Source organism: Streptomyces sp. NPDC020884, from assembly GCF_044333935.1.
In the GTDB taxonomy this organism is placed as follows: domain Bacteria; phylum Actinomycetota; class Actinomycetes; order Streptomycetales; family Streptomycetaceae; genus Streptomyces.
In genome coordinates this window covers 1-20268 of the sequence record NZ_JBIRRY010000014.1, presented here as the reverse complement: position 1 = coordinate 20268, position 20268 = coordinate 1, and the positions used below count along the sequence as shown (strand labels likewise).

The window sequence follows — 20268 nt, the reverse complement described above, 5'->3', positions numbered from 1 at the left end:
CGTCTGATTCGGATGGTGCGTGTGTGTGTCAGCGGTCCCGGTGCTGCCCGGAAGAGGGGAGAGAGCTGCCGCGATCGGCGTCGGGGTTCTCCATCGCCCGGTCGAGTTCACGGCGCAACGTCGCCTGGAACGACGCGACATGCTGCGGGCCCATCAGGGTGTAGTGCGCACCGTCGACCTCGATGTAGCGGTTGGGGCCGGTCGTGTGCCCGTCCCAGCGGCGCAGTTCGTCGTCGAGCCACGCCTGTTTGGTGCCCCGCAGCGGATTCGCGTAGAAGACGGTCATGGAGGGCACCGTGCCGCTCGGTTCGTAGGAACGCCCCAGATCGGTGATGCTGTTGGCCAGGTTGGCCCAGTTCTCGAGCTTCCGGGCGTCCAGATCGAGTGCGTCGAGCCGCTCCGGCGGCGCGGCGGCCATGAGCCGGCGGATCATCTCCCCGGGCGGCAGGTCGCGCAGACGGTGCGGCAGTTCCCGCGCGTCCGTTTCGTCGATCAGCCCCAGGAAGAAGGCGAGATTGGTTGCGGTCTCCGTATGGTCCAGTTCTTCCATTCGGTACTTTATGTGGGGCGGCAGATTGATGCTGCCGACGAAATCCACCCGTTCCCCCCGCGATCGGAGCATCTTGGCGATCTCGAAGGCAACGGCAGCGCCGAAGGAATAGCCGGCGATCGCGTAGGGGCCGTGCGGTTGCCGGTCCTGTATGGCGCCGACATAGGTCTCGACCATTTCCTCGAAACTGGTGAAGGGCTTCTCGCCCTCGTTGAAACCCCGGGCGCGCAGCGCGTAGAAGGGCCGGTCGTCCACGAAGTATTTCGCGAGGTTGACGAAGACCAATACCTCTCCGACGCCGGGATGGACACAGAAGATCGGCGTTTTGGCTCCACCGGTCTGCAGGGGGACGATCGGGTCGTACGTTCTGGTTCCCGGCAAAGGCTTCTCGGTCACATGGGCCGCCAGCGCGCGGACGGTCGGCGCGGTCAGCAGCGTAATGACCTCCAGATCGCCGACGCCGAGCCGCTGGGCGACTTTTCCGCGCAGGCGGAGGATGTCGAGGGAGGTGCCGCCCAGGTCGAAGAAGTTCGCGGTGGCGCTGATGGTTGCGGTGGGGACGCCGAATATCTCGGCGTAGATGCGCGCAAGCGTCTCCTCGGTCTCGCCCTCGGGCGCGGTGAAGCCGCCGAGCATCCGCAGACGGAGGGCGGCGACGGCGTCGCGCTGCTCGTCGTAGTCCCCCGAATCCAGCCTCCGGCGCATCAGGGAGCGCTGGTTCTTGCCCAGGCTGGTCTTGGGGAAGGCCGCCTTCGGCAGCGGCAGGACGAGCGAGGGGCGGAGGCCCCAGTTGCTGACGAGGGTCGTGCGCAGGGAGGTCATCACCCGGAAGAGCGCGCCCTCGTCCCCCGGCGGGACGTCCGGGTGGAAGGCGATCACCAGGTCCTCGGTGTCGCTGCCCTCGGGGCGGACGGGAAACGCCGCCACATAGGACCCGGACACTCCGTCCAGTTGCTCCAGGACGGTCTCCAGCTCGTGGCTGAAGTAGTTCACACCGTTGACGATGATGCTGTCCTTGCTGCGGCCCACGAGGCTCAGCCTGCCCTCGTCGAGACGCCCGAGGTCTCCGCTGCGGAACCATCCGTCGGCGGTGAAGGCCTCCCGGGTGGCCTGCGCGTCGGCATAGTAGCCACGGGTGATCATGGGGCCGCTGAACTGCAGCTCGCCCACTTCCCCCGGCGGCAGCGGCCGGTCGTCGGGGCCGGCGATCCTGATCCCCAGTCCGGTGACCGGGGTGCCGAGGTCGGCGAACTCGCCGCCCCGGTCGGCATCGGGGAAGGCCCCGGAGGAGTAGACGCTGCCGGCGCAGGTCTCCGTCATGCCGAAGGCGGGCCACAGGGTGTGACGTCCCAGGCCGAACTCCGCGAACCGATCGAGGAAGGTCTCCCCGGTCGCCCGGACCACGGCCTCGCCGCCGCTGATGATCTGCCGCACCGCGGACAGGTCCAGCCGCTCCCCGGAGGCCCTCAGCTCGTCCGCCGCGGAATTGAGCAGCCCCAGGAGGAAGTTGGGGGTGAAGGACATCGTCACGCGATGGCGTGACAGAAGCCGGAGGAACTCCGGCGGATCCGCCAGGACGAGCTGCGCTCGGGCGTGCAGCTGATCGCTGCCGTAGGCGAGGGGGAGCAGGTGGCACTCCAGCAGGGCGGCCACGTGGTCGAAGGAGATCCAGTTCAGCGTGGTGTCGTCGGCCGTGATCCGGTGGTGGCTGTTCTTGCCCGCCATCGAGGACAGCAGATTGGCGTGGCTGAGCATGACCGCCTTGGAGTTCCCGGTCGAACCCGAGGTCAGCATGAGGAGGGCGGTGTCCTCGGGGGCGGCGGTGTGGGGCTTGGCCCGCTCGGGCGCGTGGAGCTGGTCGAAGGAGACGCTGACCAGGGACGGCACCGGCGGGAGCTCGGCGGCTACCGACGCGGTCGTGATGACGAGAGGTTCGTCCAGGAGCCGGTGCACATGCCGCAGAGCGGCCTCCCACCGCCGCGGATCTCCCTCCGTGCGCGCCATCGGGCAGGGCACGAAGCCGCCCAGGACGCACGCCCAGAACGCGGGGAGGAACTCCTGCGGGCGCTCCAGGATCAGGACCACGTTGTCCCGGGGTTCGAGTCCCTGGGCGCGCAGCCCGGTCAGCACCCGAAGGGCCTCGTCCAGCAGCTCGGGATAGCTCTGCCGGTGGGACCCGCCGTCGTTCCCGGTGGCGCAGTACCGAAGACCCGACTCGGGATGGTGCTGTGCGGCGTCGAGCAGCAGATCGACGGCGGTCCGCGGTGATGTGGCGCTCATGGTGGCCTCCGTCGCCCCAGGTGAGGGGCGGGTCTGGGGGATTCGGTCGGCTTCGGGGAAGGGCGTACCGCAGATCGGTGTGTGCTCCCGGGTGGCGGGCGCGGTGTGACGGCGGCTCAGGGCCCGCGGGCGGGGCGGTCTAGCGAGGATGGACGCCGATGTTCCGGCTCGAGCCGTGGGGGAGAGCGACCGAGGCGTGCCACCCCGGGGGCACCGCCACGTCGGAGACCACCCAGGCGGAGGGAGCGCCCAGGGCGTCCGTGGTCAACTCGACGGGGCCCGGGGCGGCCGGGTACGTCTCCAGTTCGCAGAGCGCGGTGGTGATGCCGACGCCGACGGCCTTGAGCACGGCCTCCTTGCGCGTCCAGCAGCGCAGGAAGGAGTCCGTGCGCTGAGGCTCGGGCGCGGGGAGTACCACCTCGCGCTCGGCCGGCGTGAGCACCTTGTCCATCAGCTCCAGTACGCGCACGCCGCGCACGGCTTCGACGTCGACCCCCACCTGGAAGCGGGAGACCGCCAGCATGCCCAGCCCGCCGCTGTGGGTGATGGAGAGATGCAGGCGCTGACCGGCGTGGGGCATGAGGACGGCGGGCGGGCCGTGGTCCGGCGCCCCGCATCCGGGGCACGGGGCACGGCCCAGGGGAACCTCGGCGGGCGCAATCCGCAGTATCTCGGCCAGGATGCGACGAACGGTCGCCCGGCAAGTTATGTACTCCGCGGCGACTTTGGCGGAATTTGTTCGTTCAACTCTTTCAGTTTCAACCAAACTGAGGAGTTCCAGGTCCTGTGGCGCGAACGTGCCGATGGAAATGGGCCACCACCAGACGTGGGTGGGTGTGCCCGTGTCAAGAGATGTGGCCGATGTTGCCAGTGAGGTTTGAACCGGAGTGGTGGTCACCTGCCCAAGGTAGGCAGGAAAGTGTCCGCCGAGGCCACCGATTGGCCTCAACTGGACAGCCAGGGCACCGCTACATGATAGGAGAGACACGCTAGGTGGCCGAAACAGCAAGCGGAACCACCGTTTCCGGTGTGCCGGTGCAGCTTGCTGACATCTTTGGCGGAGTGGGCGGACGACTCGTCGAGAATTCCGTTCACGTTTTGGCCGCTTGATAGACACCGCTCTTAGTTGACTGAATCTGTTCATTTGATCTACTGTCACCGTGGCTGAGTTGCCGTGCTACCTGCCGCCTCTGTCCTGTTTCCTTGCTGATTGTCTCGAATATGAGAATCGTTAAGAACGGGAACAAAGTGATGACAGTTCGCATAGCAATGTGCAATAGGGGGCGGCCTGATGGCTGGACGGGGGATACAAGAAGTGGACGTGGTCAGAGACCGGCTCGATCCGGACATGAGGGACAGCGAGGAGCTCGTAGAGCACGCTGCCCGATTGGAACAGGCGCTGCTTCAAGCGAGAGCGCTGATCGAGTCCACGGTGTCGATGCACCGGGAGCGTTTGGTGTTCCCGTCGTCCGTCGCGCTGACGCAAAGGGCGCAACTGGACGACGTGCTGGAGCAGGTGGTGGGGCAGGGCAGGTTCTCGATCGCCATCGCCCTCACCGGCATCGGCCAGTTCACCGACTCGGTGATCGGCTTACTGGGTCGCCATCGCTGCAGGGCCACCGTGCGGGTGTTGTGCACGGGGGAAGTAGCCAAGGCGTCCGCAGATCGTTTGCGTAGACTTGTCGGACTCGGCATCGAAGTGCGGGTGTCCGAGAACGAGTTGAGGGGCATCGTGGTCGTCGACGCCGCCGCGGCCCTCGTCTATCCGCATGGCCAGGAGGTCGGCGGGCGGCTCGCCATGGTGAACGACGCCGCCGCCGTACGCGCCATCGAACTGCTCTTCGCGGGAACCTGGGCCGCGGGCCGTGAGCTCGTCGAGCACCTGGGCCTCAGCCCGCGACTCCGCACCGACCTCGCCCGGGACATCCTGGAGAGGCTTCGCGCCGGCCATACCGACGAGACGGCGGCCCGCGAGATCAACGTGTCGCTCCGTACGTACCGGAGGCACGTCGCCGAGATCATGAGAGAGCTCGACGCCCACTCCCGTTTCCAAGCCGGAGTGCGAGCCGTCGAGTTCGGTCTGCTTTCTGCCTGAATCCGTTTGATCCGGTGCTCTTCGGGAGCTCCGCGCCTTCGGCGACTCACGGATGGAAAAGGGAACCAGGGGGAGGAGTGGAGATACGTGTCAGATCCGCGTGAAGACGAACTGGAACAGGCACTGCTCGCGGTCAAGGCGCTCATCGAGTCGTCCGTCACGATTCATCGCGATCTCGGTGTCCAGGAGCGGCTCATCAGCTCGGTGGACAGTAGTTACAACGTCGTGCTCGAAGCCGCTCAAGGGCTGATCAACAGTGCCACCACCAGCATCGAGATCGTCCATGCGCGTCCGGTGAGCACGACGGAGCGGGCCGTCCGGAGATCGGACCGGGCCGAACAGGAACTGCTTCAGGGGGCGTCCGCCGACGTATCGGTGCGGCTCCTGACCACCCCCGCCCTGCTGGACGAGGAGTTCGTCCGCGAACAGATGGGCAAGGAGCGGCCGGTGGAGATCCGGGTGGCGCGGATGCCTCCGCTGCAGGCGCTCATCATCGACGGCAACGCCGGTCTCGTGGTGGCCGAGTCCGCGGTCGGGCGGCGGTCTTCGCTGATCAGAGTGCCCGAGGTGCTGCACGCCCTGAGCGTGCTCTTCCGGAACGTCTGGAGCGATGCGCTGCCCGCGGGCGAACGGCTGATCTTCGGCGACCGGGAGCGTGCCGCACTGGCCCGACGGATCCTGGCCGCTCTCCAGGCAGGGGTGACGGACGAGGTCGCCGCCCGCGAGATGATGGTCTCGGTCCGTACGTACCGGCGCCATGTCGCGGAGATCATGTCGCTCCTCGGTGCGAACTCCCGATTCCAGGCCGGCGCTCGGGCGGCCGAGCTGAACCTGCTGCCGCCCGCGAACGGAGGCTAACTCCTGCCAGGGATTACGGGAGAGTGCTCCGCGCCCGGAAAGAGCGTTTCCCTCCCTGTGCGCCGGGTGCGCCCGGAATCCATGTGATTCCCCTGTTCCTCCGGGCAATTCCGCCGCTGGCATCTTGCTGCACCTGGTATTGCGAACCCTCTCCGGCTTCCCTTGTATGGGGCAGAGAGCGGGATATCCGGAGGCAGGGGAATCCTCTCCCTCCGGGTAATTCACTCTCGTGGAGGGCGCACCCAGTGGAAGATGAACTCTCCATGAAACGTGTACCAGTTCTGGGGCTGATGAGATGAGTTTCGCCATGCAACCGCGTCCGGTGAGCGGCGTCGGTGTCCTGGACAAGGCCTCCGCGATCCTGAGCATGATCGAACGGCATCCGGCCACGCTTTCGCAACTGGTCGCGTTCAGCGGTCTGCCCCGGCCCACTGTGCACCGTATCGCCGTCGCCCTGGAGCGGCTCGATCTGCTCGCTCGGGACATCCAGGGCCGCTTCGTGCTGGGACACCGGCTGGGACACATGTCCGTCGGGGCCCAGCGCGACCGGCTGGTTCAGGTCGCCGACGAGGTGCTGGCGGATCTGAGTCTCCGTACGGGGATGGTCGCCCGGCTGCACCGGCGCCGCGACAACCTGCACATCTGTATCGCCTCGTCGAAGGACGCCGTCACCGGTGTGGAGTCGCTGCCGGTCGGCACGGCGCGCCCGGCGAAGGCGGGCCCCATCGCCCAGACCCTGCTGGCCTGGGAGGACCCGGAGGATCTGTACGAGGGACTGCGGGACGCCCGGTTCAACGCCGCCCAGTTGTCCCTGGTGCGTCAGCGGGGATGGGCGTACGGCCCCGACGGCTCCGAGTCCGGCCTGGTCCTGGCGGTGCCCGTCTGGGGAGGGGAGAACCGGGTGGTGGCCGCGCTGGTGCTGGCCGGATCGCAGATCCGCATGCCCGACGTGCCGACCCGTGCGCTCCGGGGAACGGCGATCGACGCGGCCACCGAACTGGGCGACGCCCTCCCGCATCCCGGGCGCAGTGTCGCCTGAGCGATCCCCCGCCCCTGCCGGGGTGAAGCCGCTCCGAGGACGGCCGGCGTACCGGGCGGGAGTGGCACGTTCCTGACACCGGCATAGGTGGGAGGCTCCCGCAGCCGGAAGGATCGGTTCGATCCGCAGCCGGCCGGATGCATGCCCAGGGCCGAGAAGCCGACGCGGTCAGGGGCGCCCGCTGCCGGAGAGGAGTTCGGCGTCCCGGTGCGACAGCTGACAGCCAGAAGACTCTCGGGGGTTGGACATGACCATGCACAAGCGGGTTGCCGAACTGGCGCAGATCCAGGGCGACGTTCGAGAAGGCGTGGCCACCGCCACCGCGGCGCAGCACGCCAAGGGCAAGCTGACGGCGCGGGAGCGCCTGGAGCTGCTGTTCGACGAACGCAGTTTCACCGAGGTGGAGCCCCTGCGGCGGCACCGGGCGACCGGCTTCGGGCTGGAGGACAGACGACCGCACACCGATGGGGTGGTCACCGGGTGGGGCACGGTCGACGGCCGTACGGTATTTGCTTACGCGCATGACTTCCGCATCTTCGGCGGCGCGTTGGGCGAGGCGCATGCCATGAAGATCCACAAGGTCATGGACATGGCGCTGGCAGCCGGTGCGCCGCTGGTCTCACTGAACGACGGCGCCGGTGCCCGTATTCAGGAAGGCGTTTCCGCGCTGGCCGGATACGGCGGAATCTTCCAGCGCAACACCAAGGCATCGGGCGTCATCCCGCAGATCTCGGTGATGCTGGGTCCGTGCGCGGGCGGCGCGGCCTACAGTCCGGCACTCACGGATTTCGTCTTCATGGTCCGGGAAACATCCCAGATGTTCATCACCGGGCCGGACGTGGTGCGTACGGTGACCGGCGAGGAGATCACGCAGAACGGACTCGGCGGCGCCGATGTGCACGCCCAGAAATCCGGCGTCGCGCACTTCGCGTACGACGACGAGGAGACATGCATAGCCGAGGTCAGATTCTTGATCTCGATGCTCCCGTCGAACAATTGCGAGACGCCGCCGAGCGTTCCCTCGTCCGACCCCGTCGACCGACGCAGTGACCGGCTTCTGAGCATGGTTCCGCTGGACGGCCGCCATCCCTATGACATGCGCCAGGTCATCGAGGAAATCGTCGACGACGGTGAGCACATGGAGATTCATGAGGGCTGGGCCACCAGCGTCATGACCACGCTGGCCCGGCTCGACGGCGAAGTCGTCGGGATAGTCGCCAACCAGCCCAATGCCCTGGCCGGCGTGCTGGACATTCACTCGTCGGACAAGGCGGCGCGTTTTGTGCAGCTCTGCGACGCCTTCAATATCCCCTTGGTCACGCTGGTCGACGTCCCCGGATTCCTGCCGGGCGTGGAGCAGGAGCACGGCGGAATCATCCGGCACGGCGCCAAGCTCGTCTACGCGTATTGCAATGCGACCGTCCCGCGGGTCTCGGTGGTGCTGCGCAAGGCGTACGGGGGCGCCTACATCGTCATGGACTCCCGCTCCATCGGGTCCGACCTGTCCTTCGCCTGGCCGTCCAACGAGATCGCCGTGATGGGAGCCGAGGGAGCCGCCAATGTGGTGTTCCGGCGGCAGATCGCGGCCTCGGACGACCCGGACGCCTTGCGGGAGCAGATGGTCAAGGAGTACCAGGCCGAGTTGATGCACCCCTACTACGCGGCCGAACGGGGCCTGGTCGACGACGTCATCGATCCGGCCGACACCCGTGCCACGCTGATCCGCTCCCTCGCCATGCTGCGTTCCAAGCGCGCCCCGCTGCCGCAGCGCAAGCACGGCAACCCTCCGATGTAGCAGAACTCGGCCGGTCGCTGCGTTCCGCGGAAGGAACCTCTGCTCAGGGCGGCCCCGGCCGGAGAAAACGCTGGCAGCTTCCTGTACGGAAGTTGCCAGCCCTCGGTCCGCCCGGCGGAGAATGGTGCCGCAGCCGGGACTCGGTATCACTGAAGTGACGCTGCGTCGGAAAGCTGTGCCCTGAGAGCTGTCAGGCAGCGCTGACGCTCCTGGACGCCGAGTTTCCGTGCCGCGCCCCTCTCCGTCGACAGGGGTGGCCATGAACTCCGGTGGAGGTAGTCATCCCCCGTCTCCCCACCGGTGCCTCCCCGGGCACGCCCCCGCAGACCACGGTGCGGAGGCGTGCCCGGAAGGAGAGACGGGACTTCGCCCCGCCCGCGTGGTTCAGCAAGGAGGAGTGGCCATGACCACGACGAGCATCGCCGGGACCAGCTGGTTCCGACGCCATCGGCCCGCGGGGGAGACCCGCCTCCAGCTGGTGTGTCTGCCGCACGCCGGCGGGGCCGCGACCTTCTTCCACGGCTGGGGCGGGGCGGTCGGCGATGGCGTGGAGGTGCTGGCCGCCCGCTATCCCGGGCGGCAGGAGCGGATCGCCGAGCCCTGCCTCACCGATATGACGGAACTGGCCGACGCGGTGGCCGGGGCGCTGATCCCGCTGCTCGATCACCCCGTCGCCCTGTTCGGCCACAGCATGGGCGCCTCGCTCGCGTACGAGGTGGCGCTGCGTCTGGAGCGCCACCCGAACGCCCGGTTGACGGGACTCTTCGTCTCGTCCCGCGAGGCTCCGCACCGGACCACTCCCAAGACCCTCCACCTGGGCTCCGACGCGTCGGTGTTCGAGGAGGTGGAACGGCTCGGCGGCGCCGACATGGCCCTGCCCGACGATCCCGCCGTGCGGGAGATGGTGCTGCCGGCGCTCCGTGCCGACTTCGAGATCGCCGGCACATACCGGGCATCCGAACCCCTTCCGCTGCGCTGCCCCGTCGTCGCCTATGCGGGCGACCAGGATCCCGGTGTGAGTGAAAGGGATATGAGGCTTTGGTCGGAAGTGGCCGGCCACGAGTTCGATCTTCGGATGATGCCCGGTGGACATTTCTATCTGGTCGCCGAGCAGCAGTCCCTTCAGAGGGACATCTCCCGGCGGCTCAACGGTTCATGGTTGGCATCTTCCTGACGTTCTGCGCACCGGCCCCGGCGTGCCGTCACCGCTGTCACCTGCGGAAACGACAGGAATTCGGCCATCTCGTGCCACCCTGCGGACCTTGTCTGGGTGACAATTCGGTTCTAGTGTTCATCAAGAGCGGCTCGCGGGAATGCGAGCCGACCTGGCCCGAGAAGAAGGCCGGAGCGGACGCTCTTCTCCCACTCCCCTTTTGCGGTGCTACCCGCCGGGCCCACTCCGATGCCCCACAGGCTCGGACATCACATCAATTGCCCTCCTTAGCATGCATCGAGAGGTTCCATCATCATGGCTACTCCCACTGTTGAGCACGCGGCGAAGATCCGGGAAATCGTCTGCGAGATCCTCGAGCTCGAGGAGGACGAAGTCACCGAGACGAGCCTCTTCCGTGAGGACCACGACGCCGACTCGCTGCGTGCGATCGAGATCCTGGCCTCCCTGGAAAAGGAGTTCAAGGTCGTCATCGACCAGTCCGAGCTGGCTCGCATGGTCAACCTCAAGGGTGTCAACGAGGTCGTCGCCGAGTCCGCCGGCTGGTAGTTCATTCCGCTGTTCAAGCCGAGACTGGTTGGGGTTTCGATGACGACTCTCGTACGTGACGGTTCTACTACCACGGCGCACCGGGTGGTTCTTACCGGATTCGGCGTTTTCTCCAGCATCGGAGTGGGCGCCACCGAGTTCGCCGAGGGGCTTCGTTCCGGACGGAGCGGAGCGAAGCCGATCACCGCCTTCGACACCAAGGGGTTTGCTCACGCCAACGGTTGCGAAATCGTCGACTTCGAACCTGAGAAGTGGATTCGCAACCTGGACGTGGACGAGCTCGGCCGCGCCAGCCAGTTCTCGGTGGCAGCGGCTCGTATGGCCATCGAGGACGCGGACCTCGATGTGGAGGTCCTGCGTCAGCAGCGCGGACTCATCTCGATCGGCACCACCGACGGGGAGTCCTTCGATCTGGACAACCTGGTGGAGAGCCAGATCAAGCACGGTCCGGAGCAGATGGACTCCACCATCGCGCGCCGGGTGCGGGCCGGCCGGCTCTCCGCCGCCATCGCCCACGAGTTCGAGCTGACGGACGTCGAGGCGGTGACGATCCCGACCGCCTGCGCCGCGGGCAACTACGCGATCGGCTACGGCTTCGACGCCGTCCGCACCGGCGAGGTCGACTTCGCCCTGTGCGGTGGCGCGGACGCCATGTGCCGCAAGACCTTCGCCGGCTTCTACCGGCTGGGCACCATCGCACCGGAGCTCTGCCAGCCCTTCGACGCCGACCGCAAGGGCATCCTCACCGGCGAGGGCGCCGGCGTACTGGTGCTGGAGAGCCTCGAGTCGGCCCTGGCCCGCGGCGCCCGCATCTACGCGGAGGTCCTCGGCTACGGGCTCAACTGCGACGCCTACCACCAGGTGGCGCCGAACCAGGCGAGCGTGGGCCGGTGCATGGAACTGGCCCTGGAGAACGCCGGGATCAAGCCGGAAGAGGTCGATCTGATCTCGGCCCACGGCACCGGCACCAAGGCGAACGACGTGACCGAGGCCCGTGCGATCCGGGAGGTGTACGGGGAATCCACCCCGCGCACGATCTCGATCAAGTCGATGCTCGGCCACACCATGGGCGCCGCGAGCGCCCTGGCCGCCATCGCCTGCTCCCTCGCGATCGTCCACCGCTTCATCCCGCCGACGATCAACCACAACGCGACCGATCCGGAGTGCGAGGTCGACTGCGTGCCCAACGAGGCCGTCGAGGCCGACCTGAGGGTCGTGCAGAACAACGGCCTGGCCTTCGGCGGCAACAACGCCATCGTGATCCTCGGCAAGTACGAGGGCGAGGGCCAGCGATGAGCCGATGGCCGGTCACCGGCATGGGGGCTGTCGCCAGTGTCGGCCGGAACACCGACGAGGTGTTCCGGAACCTCTGCCAGGGCGTCAGCGGCGTCAGCGAGCTGCGGGGGTTCAACCGCGACTGGTACAACGCCGACCGGCTGTACGAGGTCGACAACCGGCCGGCGCCGGGTGTCGACGTCACCGGCCGGGCCTCCGACCTGCTGATCGACGCGATCGGGCAGGCGCTGCGGGACGCGGGACTTCCCGAGGACCTTCGCGGGATACCGGTGCTCATCGGCACCGGGCTGCGGGAACTGCGCTCGCTGGAGCTGTGGTGGCGCGAGCAGCAGGACTTCGACGCGACGCGCATGCACTTCGGCACCGCGCTGCGCGAACGCTTCGGAGCCGATGACACGACCACCATCTCCAACGCCTGCTCGGCCTCGCTCTACTCCCTGGCCCTGGGGGTCGACCTGCTCGAGTTCCAGGACGTCGACACCGTGGTGGTGGCGGGGGTCGACGTCGTCACCGAGAGCATGTTCGGGCTCTCGGACCGGCTTCAACTCGACCCTCCGGAGAAGCTCCAGCCGTTCGCCCTGAACCGGAAGGGCACGGTCATGGGGGAGGGCGCCGCGGCGATCGTGCTCCGCCGTGAGCCCGGTCCCGGCGACAACGCCGTGCGCGGCTGGGTCCGGGGCGTCGGAGTCAACTGCGACGCGTTCCACGCCACCGCACCCGATCCCGAGGGCATCGCCCTGGCGATCAGGGACGCCCACTCCCGGGCGGGGGTGAAGCCCGAGGACGTGGAACTGGTCATGGTGCACGGCACGGGCACCCCCCTCAACGACGCCGCCGAGGCCACCGCGCTCGCCGAGGTGTACGGAGAGCATGTCGCCAAGCCCCTGATGACGGGGGTCAAGTCGATGACCGGGCACACCTCGGGCGGCTCCGGTGTGCTGAACGTCGTGGTGGCCCTGCGCGCGATGCGCGACAACCGGGTGCCCCCGATCACCGGGCTGGACGAAGTCGCCCCGGAGGCCGCGGGGTTCCGGCTGGTCAGCGATGGGGCGGTGGACTCGAACGTGACCTTGACACAGGTCGATGCCTTCGGCTTCGGCGGCATCAACGCCGTGGCCGTACTGGAGGGTGCGAGATGAATGCCGTCGTGAGCGGTGTCGGCCTGGCTCTGCCCGGGGTCACGGCCCCGAAGGACCTGATCGGGATCATTCCGGCCGACGCGCCCCCGGTCGACCCGGCCGCGCGCATCGGCAAGAAGGGGTTGCGCTACAAGGACCGGGCGACCCAACTGGCGCTGTGCTGTGCGGACGAGGCGCTGCGGGACGCCGGACTGCTGGACGGGACCGGTCTCACCGTGCCCGGCGAGACGGTCGCGGTCCTGGTCGCCTCCAACTTCGGGAACGTGGACACGGTCTGCAAGGTCGTCGACATCATCGCCGAGGACGGAGCCACCGGCGGCATCAGTCCGATGGACACGCCCAACGCCTCCAGCAACGTGATCGCCTCGACACTGGCGATCAAGTACGGGCTGCGCGGTCCCAACCTGATGATGTGCAACGGTCCGACCTCCGGGCTGGACGCGGTCCGCTGGGCCGCGGCCCTCATCGCCGCGGGCCGGGCCGACCGGGCCCTGGTGCTGGGTGTGGAGCCGGACAACGAGATGGTCCGCCGGCTCACCGGCGCGTCCCGGGTCGTGGACGGCGCCGCCGCGGTGGTGCTCGAAAGCGCTGACGCGGCAGCCGGCCGCGGTGCCGTCGCCCGTGCGGTGGTGACGTCGAGCGTCCGGACCGGCGGCGTGACGGAGAGCCTGGAGCGGCTCGCCGGCCCGGCGCGGACGGCGCCCGCGGCGTGGTTCGGCCCCGGCGGCGGCGAGGGTCTGGGGTCGGCCGTTCTCCGGCCGGACACCGAGCACCACGACCTGGCCGGAGTCTGGGGCGAGAGCTCGTCCGTCCTGGGCGTCGCCCAGTGCGTGGGCGCGGTGGGCTGGTTCGCGGCCGGCGGCACGGGACCGGTCTACGCCCTCGCCGGACGAAACGGCGACGACGCGTGCGCGGGAGTGTCGATGCTCGAGCCCAGACAGGTCCGGTGAACGAGATGGTCGCGGACAACGGATCTGCGGAATCCGCCGACGAGGCGTCCGCCGCTTCTCCCGTTCCCCTCAAGCTGATGCGACGCTCGTCCGGCGGGGAGGCGACTCGCAAGGCTCTGCTCCTGCACGGGCTGGCGAGCAGTTCCACGGTCTGGAACGGACTGTGGCCCCAGCTCCCGGAAGGCCTCGAGACCTGGGCGGCCGACCTGCCGTGGCGGGGGGACCATGTGCTCCCGTGGGGGCGGGCGGCCGAGCGCTCCGACTGGATCGCCGCCTGCCTCGACCAGGTGCCGGGCGGCCCCGACCTGGTGATAGCGCACTCCTTCTCGGCCAACCGGCTGCTCGACCACCTGAGCCGGGAGACGGCCGCGGGGCGGGACCCGCTCCGGCAGCACGGGATCAAGGGCATCGTTCTGGTCTCGCCGTTCTACCGGCGCTCTCCCGACGATTTCACCTGGGATTCCGTGTCGCAGACGCAGCGTGTCTTCCTCCAGATCATGGAGGAGGGGATCCGCACCCATTCCGAGCGGCGCATCCCCCCGGCCACGCTCCGCTACATGGCGGACCGCATGTGCGAGCGGGTCGGCGCGTACGGATGCCAGCGGTTCTTCGAGTTCTACCTCGGTACGCCGTGGCTGAACACCGAGAAGATCGATGTGCCCTGTCTCGTCGTCGCGGGCGCCCAGGACTTCACCGCGACGGAGAGCGAGTACCTCGCCGCCGACCTGCACGAAGCCGAACTGCGACTGATACCCGATTGCGGCCACTACCCGATGGCCGAGCATTCGGAGCTCTTCTCGACCCTGGTCGACGAATTTCTCGAAAAGATCCCGGTGCGGGGCCTCGGCGCCGGAATCGGCATATGAACAGCAATAGGAGCGCGTGATGTCGGAAACCTCTGTGAAGAACCTGCTGAACGAGTCGACCACGGTCGTCCTCACCCCCGGATACGAAGGTGCCAACATCGGCACCATCATCGGCTTCAAGCACGTCAACTACCTGGTCGAGAAGGCCGTCATCGAGCACTTCCGCCGCAGCGGCCTGCCGGTCGGGCGGCTGTACGAGGAGAACGGGCTCGGTTTCGACATCACCGACATCGACTCCAGGCTCCAGACGGCCCTGGTGGTGGACGACGAGGCGTCGATCGAAGTCATTCCGAAGACCGCGGACGGGGCTTCCGAGCTGTCGTTCAAGGTCGTCATCACCGTCGAGCGCGACGGCGAGCCGAAGAAGGCCGTCACCTCCAAGGTGAAGGCCGTCCTGCGGTACGACGAGAACGACGTACGGATGACCCGCCGGCTGCCCGCGCCGGACGGCCTGGACCAGTTCGTCACCGCCCGCATCGGTGGTGCGGAGCCCGGCGCCGCCGTGCCGGCCGTCGCCGAGGAGCTGATATCGGGCGGTTCCGCGGAGACAGACGCCGTCCTGGAGCAGCTGGTGGCCGGGGAGAACGCGTACGGCTGGAAGTTCCGCATCCCCTACCCGTTCGTGCACTTCTTCGACCGGCTGCAGATGTCCGGCTATCTGCGTCTGATGGAAGAGGCCAAGCACCGGTTCGTGGACGCCCGGGGCATCTCCATCCGCAAGCTCCTCGACGAGCACAACTGGATCCCCGCGGTGACGCACTCCCGGGTGACCCTCCTCGACGAGGCGCTGCTCGAGGAGGACCTCTATGTCGTCTACACCGTCCAGGACGTGTTCAAGAACCTCCTCTACACCTCCCGCCTGGACACCTACGTGGTCCGGGACGGGCGTCTGGTGCAGACCTCGACGGGCACCATCACGCACGCCTACGGCGTGGTCGAGAACGGCAACGCGGGCCGACTGGTCACGTTCGACGACCGCATTCTGAAGGCGTTCAACAACCTCCAGGACAGCACTTCCTGACGATTCGGCAACACAGGCGCGACGGACCCTTGTCGACGCGCGCGTTCATCTCTGGCTTTCGAAACGGTGGAGTGATTCGGCTGTGAGCAGTGTGGCCCCAGTGGCACGTGGTCCCGTCATCACGAAATGGTCGGTGGTATCGCCGTACGGTATAGGCCAGGATGCGTACGTCGAGGGGATGCGGGAAGGCCGGGACACGGCGGCGTCCCCGGCCTCGGACACCTGGACCGGCCCGGACGAGAAGGCGTGCCTGATACCCGGGTTCGTCATCAAGGACGTGCTCGGGCGCAAGGGGACCCGGTCCATGGACCGGGTGACCGGCATGGCGGTGGCGACCGTACGGGAGCTGATCGCGGACTCCGAGGGAGTCGCCGACGACGGAGCCGATGTCGCGCTCGTCCTGGGGACCACCACCGGCAGCGCACAGAGCATGATGGACATCACCCGGGACACGCTGGTCCACGAGAAGCCGTTCTACATCGACCCCTCGCACATCCCCAACGCGATCATGAACTGCCCGGCGGGCCAGTGCGCCATCTGGTACGGCCTGAAGGGGCCGAACACCACGGTGGCGGCCGGGCGCTCCTCGGGGCTGCTCGCGCTCAACTACGCACGTCGCCTCCTCGCCTCCGGCCGGGCCAGGACCGTGCTGTGCGGGGCCGCCGAGGAGTACTCCTCCGCCCGCTCCTGGCTCGAGTGGCACACCCGGGGCTCGGACGAGTCGGGCGTGGTGCTGGGCGAGGGGTGCGCGGTGGTGAGCCTGCGGCCCGCGGAGACCGTCGGCGAAGGAGAGGGGCTGGCCGAGGTGCTGGCCATCGAGGCCGGCGTCGCCGGGCCGGCGGGTGCCGCCGATGCTCTGACGGCCACGGTGCGGCGTGCGCTGCGGCGGGCCGGTGTGGACGGCGACGACGTGTGGGCGGTGTCCCCATCGAGCCCGGCCGGGGCGCTGGGGGAGCAGGAGAGCAAGGCCCTGAACGCCCTGTTCGGCGACCACGCGGTGCGGTGGGTGCCGCAGCCCGCCTCGATCGGGGACACGGCGGCCGCCTCGGCGGCGTTCCAGCTGGTGTCCGCGCTGACCGCGGCGCAGGACGACGAACGGGCACGCGGCCGGATCGCGGTGGTGACGTCCGTCGACCGTGACGGTGCGCTCGCCTGTGCCCTTCTGCGCATGCTCTGACCTCCCCTGCGGCCCGGCCGCGCGGGCATTTGTCGATCACGGATGAAAGGAACACCCATGTCTGTCACTCAGTCCGATGCCGCCGAGAAGGCCGTCCTGGACAAGGACGAACTCCGGGCGATCGTGGCGGAAATCCTCGATCTGGACGTCTCGGATGTCTCCGACGACGCCAACTTCATGGAAGACCTGGAAGTGGACTCGCTGATGGCCCTGGAGGTCGTCGTCGTCCTGGAGAAGCGGTTCGGCATCAAGTTCGCCGAGGCCGAGCTCCGTCGGATCACCTCGCTCCAGGAGGCGTACGACATGGTCACGGGGAAGCTCCGGGCCCAGTGAGGACATCGGCCGCGGCCAGCCCGGTACGCGCCGACGCGGAGGTCGTCCGGATCGACCGGGACCGCGCCGATCCGAGCATCGAGGTCCGGTTCCGCATCGAGCCCGACGAGCCGGTGTTCGCCGGTCACTATCCCGACTTCCCCATCTTTCCCGGTGTGTGCGTGGTCGAGTGCGCACACCGGGCGGCGCTCGCGGCGGTCCCGGTGGCCGGGGCCGCGCTGTCGCTCGTGGCTCTGGAGTCGGCGCGGTTCACCGGACCGGTCATGCCGGGGGACGTCCTGACCGTGCGGGCGGACTGGATCGCCTGCGAGGGCGGTTGGAAGTACCGGGCGACGGCGTCCACCGTGCGCGGGGAGTCCGCCAAGGTCAAGCTGCGCTACCGCACCGAGGAGACCTCGTGATCGACGCGGCGGGAATCAAGAGCATGCTGCCGCATCGGTATCCGATGCTGCTCGTGGACCGGGTGCTGGAGCTGGTGCCGGGCGACCGGCTCACCGCGCTCAAAGCGGTCACCTGCAACGAACCGTGGTACCGGGACCTGCCGGAAGGAGCGCGGACGGAGCAGTTCGCCTACCCGCAGACCCTGCTGGTGGAGTCCTGGGGACAGGCCGCCGGCCTGCTGGCCGTGCACGACGCGGAGTTGGGCGAGGGCGCCGCCGGTCAGGTCATGCTCGCCGGCGCGATGTCGGGTGTGGAGTTCCTGCGCCCCGTCTACCCGGGTGACGTCCTGGTGCACCAGGTGCGGCTCTACCGGGCGCTGACCGACACCGTGATCTTCGACGGCGAGACGCTCGTCGACGGTGAGCCCGCGATGACGTTCTCGCGGATGGTCATGGCGTTCCGGCCCGCGGAACAACTGCGGCCGGCCGGGACCCCCGTGGCCGATCCATCCGCAGTCCCGTAGCGAATCCAGGAGGAAAGACAAGTGGTGGAGAGCAAGCAGTCCAAGGTGGCGCTGGTCAGCGGCGGATCCCGGGGAATCGGGCGTGAGGTCGTGCTCAGGCTGGCCCGGGACGGCTATGACATCGGCTTCTGCTACCGCTCCAACGAGCAGGCGGCCAAGAACCTGGAGAAGGAGGTCGCGGAGCTGGGAAGCAGGACGTTCGCCTTCCGGGCCGACGTCTCCGACGGTGATGCGGTCCGAGCCTTCGTGGCGGAGACCGAGAACGCTCTCGGCGGCATCGACGCGGCGGTGACGTCGGCCGGTATCACCGCCGACAACCCGCTGCTGATGATGTCGGACGCCGACTGGCACAAGGTCATCCAGACCAACCTCGACGGCGTCTACAACGTCTGCCGTTCGGTGATCTTCGAGATGATGAAGCGCAAGGCCGGCTCCATCGTCAACATCTCCTCCGTCGCCGGGGTCTACGGCAACGCCACCCAGACCAACTACGCCGCTTCCAAGGCCGGCATCATCGGCTTCTCCCGATCGCTCGCCAAAGAGGTGGGACGGTACGGGATCCGGGCCAATGTCGTCGCGCCGGGGTTCATCGAGACCGATATGACGGCGGACCTGAGCGACCAGGTGAAGAAGCGCGCCATCGACTCCATCCCGCTGCGTCGCCTCGGCCGGGCCGAGGAAGTCGCCGACCTGGTCTCCTACCTGGTCGACGACCGCTCGTCGTATGTCACCGGAGCCGTCCTCCAGATCGACGGCGGCATCATCATCTGACCCCTCACAGCGAAAGAAGGAGCACCGTCGTGCCCAAACCCAAGAAGCCGCCGCGCTGGTATTTCTCGCTGCGCAGCCCCTACTCCTGGTTCGCCTACCTGGATCTGATGGAACGCTACCCGGATGTCGCGGACGGCGTTGAGTGGATTCCCTTCTGGGAGCCCGACGAGATCACCCAGGGGCTGCTGGACGAGGCCGACGTGGAGCTTCCCATCGTCGCGATGTCCAGGGCGAAAAACTTCTACATTCTGCAGGACCTGTCGCGCATATCCAAGGCCCGTGGCCTGAAGATGACGGTGCCGATAGACAAGGAACCGAACTGGGAGGTGTCGCACCTGGCCTATCTCGCCGCTCAGGAGGCGGGCCTCGGCAGGGAGTTCGTCGGTCTGGCCTACCGGGCGCGCTGGCAGGACGGGCGCGATATCAGCAAGCGCGAGACGATGGCCGACATCGCTGTCGAACTGGGTCTTCCCCCCGAGCTGCTGTCCCATGCGTCGGACGACCCGGGGATGCGGAAGAAGGGGCTCGACTGCCTCGTCTCCTCCTACAAGGACGGGCTGTTCGGCGTTCCGTTCTTCGTGCACGGACGGGAGAAGTTCTGGGGCGCGGACCGTCTCACCCCGTACGTCGCGGCCTTCCGGGGCACGACCCCGCAGGAAGTGGAGAAGTCCTGGCAGGACCATGACGAGCTCCCCCTCTTCTCCGAGGCCGGCGGAGATACTGGGCACGCAGGCGGTTGCGGCTGAACAACCCCGCTCCATACGGGGATTGATGCGTGCGACGGTCGGGGCGGGACGGAATCCCTGAAGTTCTCCTTCATTCGGGGATGACGCCGCCCCGGCCGCTTGTCTTCCCACGGGCCGTGGTCACACCCTGTCGCCGGGAATCACCTTCACCTGTCTGTCATCTTTCTGCCAGGCCATCCACGCCATGCTCATTCGAGGTGCTCAGTCATGTCCGATCAGGTTCAACCGATCACCCTGCCGGAGCTGTTCGAGGCACAGGTCGCGAGGGTTCCGCAGCACATCGCCGTCACGTTCGGCGATGTCTCGATCTCCTACGCCGAACTGAACGCCCGCTCCAACCGGCTGGCGCGGATGCTCATCCAGCGTGGCGTCGGACCTGAGCAGTTCGTGGCCGTTTCGCTGCCTCGCTCCGAGCGTCTTCTGGTGGCGATCCTCGCGGTGCTGAAGGCCGGCGCGGCCTATGTGCCGGTGGACCCGGGATATCCCGAGGAGCGGATCGCCTATCTGCTGGAGGATTCGGCTCCCGCCTATGTGCTGGACGACGCGGCCCTGGCCGAGGACGTGAGCGGATTCTCGGCATCGGACGTCCTCCCCCAGGAGCGGCTGGGGCCGCTGACCGAGCAGAGCGCCGCGTATGTGATTTATACGTCGGGTTCGACGGGGCGGCCCAAGGGTGTGGTGGTTCCGCAGGGGAATGTGGTGCGGTTGTTCTCGGCGACCGATGGGTT

At 68.0% G+C, this 20268-nt stretch carries 20 protein-coding genes; 18 read left to right on the top strand and 2 right to left on the bottom strand.

Translation table 11 applies throughout. From position 1 onward, the window contains the following. Window positions 1-28 precede the first annotated feature (28 nt). Together ACH4UK_RS34320 and ACH4UK_RS34315 are read right to left on the bottom strand one after the other, a co-directional pair. Window positions 29-2830 (bottom strand): AMP-binding protein, encoded by a 2802-nt coding sequence (locus tag ACH4UK_RS34320; protein ID WP_398362777.1) that lies wholly within the window; start codon window positions 2828-2830, stop codon window positions 29-31. 139 nt (window positions 2831-2969) lie between these two features. Beyond that, window positions 2970-3410: a 4'-phosphopantetheinyl transferase family protein gene (locus tag ACH4UK_RS34315; protein WP_398362775.1), complete on the bottom strand. Its 441-nt coding sequence runs from the start codon at window positions 3408-3410 to the stop codon at window positions 2970-2972. Window positions 3411-4145: 735 nt separating this feature from the next. Between ACH4UK_RS34315 and ACH4UK_RS34310 the strand changes: the two genes are divergently transcribed. From ACH4UK_RS34310 to ACH4UK_RS34225, 18 genes are all read left to right on the top strand, one after another. Then, entirely contained in the window at window positions 4146-4925 is a 780-nt protein-coding gene (locus ACH4UK_RS34310) for a response regulator transcription factor (RefSeq protein WP_398362773.1), read from the top strand. Window positions 4926-5012: 87 nt separating this feature from the next. Further along, on the top strand, window positions 5013-5783 hold the full coding sequence (locus ACH4UK_RS34305; RefSeq protein WP_398362771.1) for a LuxR family transcriptional regulator: 771 nt from the start codon (window positions 5013-5015) through the stop codon (window positions 5781-5783). Window positions 5784-6090: 307 nt separating this feature from the next. Further along, the gene (locus tag ACH4UK_RS34300; protein ID WP_398362769.1) at window positions 6091-6822 is read left to right on the top strand and encodes an IclR family transcriptional regulator; all 732 of its coding nucleotides are present in this window, start codon (window positions 6091-6093) and stop codon (window positions 6820-6822) included. Between the two features lie 247 nt (window positions 6823-7069). Further along, window positions 7070-8617 carry an acyl-CoA carboxylase subunit beta gene (locus tag ACH4UK_RS34295; protein WP_398362767.1) on the top strand — a complete coding sequence of 516 codons (1548 nt, stop codon included), beginning with the start codon at window positions 7070-7072 and terminating at the stop codon, window positions 8615-8617. Between the two features lie 403 nt (window positions 8618-9020). After that, a complete protein-coding gene (locus ACH4UK_RS34290; protein WP_398362766.1) occupies window positions 9021-9791 on the top strand; it encodes a thioesterase II family protein in 771 nt (256 codons plus the stop codon). Window positions 9792-10085: 294 nt separating this feature from the next. Beyond that, window positions 10086-10337 carry an acyl carrier protein gene (locus tag ACH4UK_RS34285; protein ID WP_398362764.1) on the top strand — a complete coding sequence of 84 codons (252 nt, stop codon included), beginning with the start codon at window positions 10086-10088 and terminating at the stop codon, window positions 10335-10337. A 39-nt stretch (window positions 10338-10376) separates the two neighbouring features. Next, complete coding sequence (locus tag ACH4UK_RS34280; protein ID WP_398362763.1) at window positions 10377-11633, top strand: beta-ketoacyl-[acyl-carrier-protein] synthase family protein; 1257 nt, start codon at window positions 10377-10379, stop codon at window positions 11631-11633. Then, window positions 11630-12772, top strand: a complete 1143-nt coding sequence (locus ACH4UK_RS34275) for a beta-ketoacyl synthase N-terminal-like domain-containing protein (RefSeq protein ID WP_398362761.1) — start codon at window positions 11630-11632, stop codon at window positions 12770-12772. Before ACH4UK_RS34280 ends, ACH4UK_RS34275 begins: the two co-directional genes overlap by 4 nt. Continuing rightward, on the top strand, window positions 12769-13722 hold the full coding sequence (locus tag ACH4UK_RS34270; RefSeq protein WP_398362759.1) for a beta-ketoacyl synthase N-terminal-like domain-containing protein: 954 nt from the start codon (window positions 12769-12771) through the stop codon (window positions 13720-13722). The genes ACH4UK_RS34275 and ACH4UK_RS34270 overlap by 4 nt, the downstream gene beginning before the upstream one ends. 5 nt (window positions 13723-13727) lie before the next feature. Continuing rightward, a complete protein-coding gene (locus tag ACH4UK_RS34265) occupies window positions 13728-14588 on the top strand; it encodes an alpha/beta fold hydrolase (protein ID WP_398363013.1) in 861 nt (286 codons plus the stop codon). A 19-nt stretch (window positions 14589-14607) separates the two neighbouring features. Further along, window positions 14608-15609 (top strand): hypothetical protein, encoded by a 1002-nt coding sequence (locus tag ACH4UK_RS34260; RefSeq protein ID WP_398362757.1) that lies wholly within the window; start codon window positions 14608-14610, stop codon window positions 15607-15609. Window positions 15610-15691: 82 nt separating this feature from the next. Beyond that, window positions 15692-16786 carry a beta-ketoacyl synthase N-terminal-like domain-containing protein gene (locus tag ACH4UK_RS34255; protein WP_398362755.1) on the top strand — a complete coding sequence of 365 codons (1095 nt, stop codon included), beginning with the start codon at window positions 15692-15694 and terminating at the stop codon, window positions 16784-16786. A gap of 57 nt (window positions 16787-16843) precedes the next feature. After that, window positions 16844-17119, top strand: coding sequence for an acyl carrier protein (locus tag ACH4UK_RS34250; RefSeq protein WP_398362753.1), 276 nt, complete (start codon window positions 16844-16846; stop codon window positions 17117-17119). Continuing rightward, window positions 17116-17520 carry a 3-hydroxyacyl-ACP dehydratase FabZ family protein gene (locus ACH4UK_RS34245; protein WP_398362751.1) on the top strand — a complete coding sequence of 135 codons (405 nt, stop codon included), beginning with the start codon at window positions 17116-17118 and terminating at the stop codon, window positions 17518-17520. The genes ACH4UK_RS34250 and ACH4UK_RS34245 overlap by 4 nt, the downstream gene beginning before the upstream one ends. Then, window positions 17517-18023, top strand: coding sequence for a 3-hydroxyacyl-ACP dehydratase FabZ family protein (locus ACH4UK_RS34240; protein ID WP_398362750.1), 507 nt, complete (start codon window positions 17517-17519; stop codon window positions 18021-18023). The genes ACH4UK_RS34245 and ACH4UK_RS34240 overlap by 4 nt, the downstream gene beginning before the upstream one ends. Window positions 18024-18047: 24 nt before the next feature. After that, complete coding sequence (gene fabG, locus ACH4UK_RS34235; protein WP_398363011.1) at window positions 18048-18794, top strand: 3-oxoacyl-[acyl-carrier-protein] reductase; 747 nt, start codon at window positions 18048-18050, stop codon at window positions 18792-18794. Window positions 18795-18823: 29 nt separating this feature from the next. Continuing rightward, window positions 18824-19540 carry a 2-hydroxychromene-2-carboxylate isomerase gene (locus ACH4UK_RS34230; protein WP_398362748.1) on the top strand — a complete coding sequence of 239 codons (717 nt, stop codon included), beginning with the start codon at window positions 18824-18826 and terminating at the stop codon, window positions 19538-19540. Window positions 19541-19747: 207 nt separating this feature from the next. Continuing rightward, window positions 19748-20268 (top strand): AMP-binding protein (locus ACH4UK_RS34225; RefSeq protein ID WP_398362746.1); only part of this gene is annotated, 521 nt, incomplete at its 3' end.

Excerpts from the sequence above, each read along its gene's own strand:
- ACH4UK_RS34265 (WP_398363013.1), top strand. The coding sequence starts at position 13,728 with ATGGTCGCGGACAACGGATCTGCGGAATCCGCCGACGAGGCGTCCGCC.
- ACH4UK_RS34270 (WP_398362759.1), top strand. The coding sequence starts at position 12,769 with ATGAATGCCGTCGTGAGCGGTGTCGGCCTGGCTCTGCCCGGGGTCACG.
- ACH4UK_RS34315 (WP_398362775.1), bottom strand. The coding sequence starts at position 3,410 with ATGCCCCACGCCGGTCAGCGCCTGCATCTCTCCATCACCCACAGCGGC.
- ACH4UK_RS34260 (WP_398362757.1), top strand. The coding sequence starts at position 14,608 with ATGTCGGAAACCTCTGTGAAGAACCTGCTGAACGAGTCGACCACGGTC.
- ACH4UK_RS34300 (WP_398362769.1), top strand. The coding sequence starts at position 6,091 with ATGCAACCGCGTCCGGTGAGCGGCGTCGGTGTCCTGGACAAGGCCTCC.
- ACH4UK_RS34290 (WP_398362766.1), top strand. The coding sequence starts at position 9,021 with ATGACCACGACGAGCATCGCCGGGACCAGCTGGTTCCGACGCCATCGG.
- ACH4UK_RS34250 (WP_398362753.1), top strand. The coding sequence starts at position 16,844 with ATGTCTGTCACTCAGTCCGATGCCGCCGAGAAGGCCGTCCTGGACAAG.
- ACH4UK_RS34285 (WP_398362764.1), top strand. The coding sequence starts at position 10,086 with ATGGCTACTCCCACTGTTGAGCACGCGGCGAAGATCCGGGAAATCGTC.
- ACH4UK_RS34275 (WP_398362761.1), top strand. The coding sequence starts at position 11,630 with ATGAGCCGATGGCCGGTCACCGGCATGGGGGCTGTCGCCAGTGTCGGC.
- ACH4UK_RS34320 (WP_398362777.1), bottom strand. The coding sequence starts at position 2,830 with ATGAGCGCCACATCACCGCGGACCGCCGTCGATCTGCTGCTCGACGCC.
- ACH4UK_RS34295 (WP_398362767.1), top strand. The coding sequence starts at position 7,070 with ATGACCATGCACAAGCGGGTTGCCGAACTGGCGCAGATCCAGGGCGAC.
- ACH4UK_RS34280 (WP_398362763.1), top strand. The coding sequence starts at position 10,377 with ATGACGACTCTCGTACGTGACGGTTCTACTACCACGGCGCACCGGGTG.